The following is a 695-nucleotide window of genomic DNA, read 5'->3' on the forward strand; positions in this document are numbered from 1 at the left end:
ATCACATCGCAAGTTCAGATTTAAAAAATTTAGTTATAAGAGCAATTAAAAATAAAAAAGGAAAAAAAATTACAGTTGAAGTTGATACAATTGACCAACTTAGATCAATTTTAGGTTTAAAATTTAATACTGTTCTACTAGATAATATGAATTTAAAAAATTTAAAAACTGCAGTTAAAATTGCTAAAAAGTATTACGAAACAGAAGCTTCTGGAAATGTTAATTTAAAAACTGTCAAAGCAATTGCCTCAACAGGAGTAAATAGAATTTCTATAGGAAGCATTACTCATAGTGCTACTGCGGTTGACTTTAAGTTAGAAATTTAACTTACAAACTTAGTTAGATCTGGTTTAAAATAATTAGGACCTTTCATAACTTTTCCAGCTTCATTATAAATAGGTTTTCCATTTTCATCTAATTTGCTCATATTTGAGTTTTGAACTTCTTCAAAACATTTATCTAAATCTATTCCAAAAGCGTGTCCTGCCCCATACGTTACATACAAAATATCTGTAAGTGCATCAGCAACTTCTAATAAATCTTTATTATTCATAGCTTCAGTAAGCTCATCTAACTCCTCTTTAATTAGATCTATTCTTAATTTGTTTATCTTATCGGTGCTAAAAGATGGCTTAGTTTTAACTTCTTGACCAAAGGTTTTCATAAAAATTCCAACTTTGCTAAAATTCGACATA

General features: G+C 27.8%; 2 protein-coding genes. One reads left to right on the forward strand and one right to left on the reverse strand.

Going from position 1 to position 695, the window contains the following annotated elements; genetic code table 11:
• Positions 1 to 326 (forward strand): nicotinate-nucleotide diphosphorylase (locus AMN99_RS05595; RefSeq protein ID WP_425304637.1); only part of this gene is annotated, 326 nt, incomplete at its 5' end.
• Here the strand turns inward: AMN99_RS05595 and AMN99_RS05600 are convergent.
• Positions 323 to 694 (reverse strand): pyrophosphohydrolase domain-containing protein, encoded by a 372-nt coding sequence (locus AMN99_RS05600; protein ID WP_075506818.1) that lies wholly within the window; start codon positions 692 to 694, stop codon positions 323 to 325. The genes AMN99_RS05595 and AMN99_RS05600 overlap by 4 nt on opposite strands.
• Position 695: the final 1 nt, after the last annotated feature.

This window comes from Candidatus Pelagibacter communis (genome assembly GCF_001180225.1).
Taxonomy (GTDB): Bacteria; Pseudomonadota; Alphaproteobacteria; order Pelagibacterales; family Pelagibacteraceae; genus Pelagibacter; species Pelagibacter ubique_D.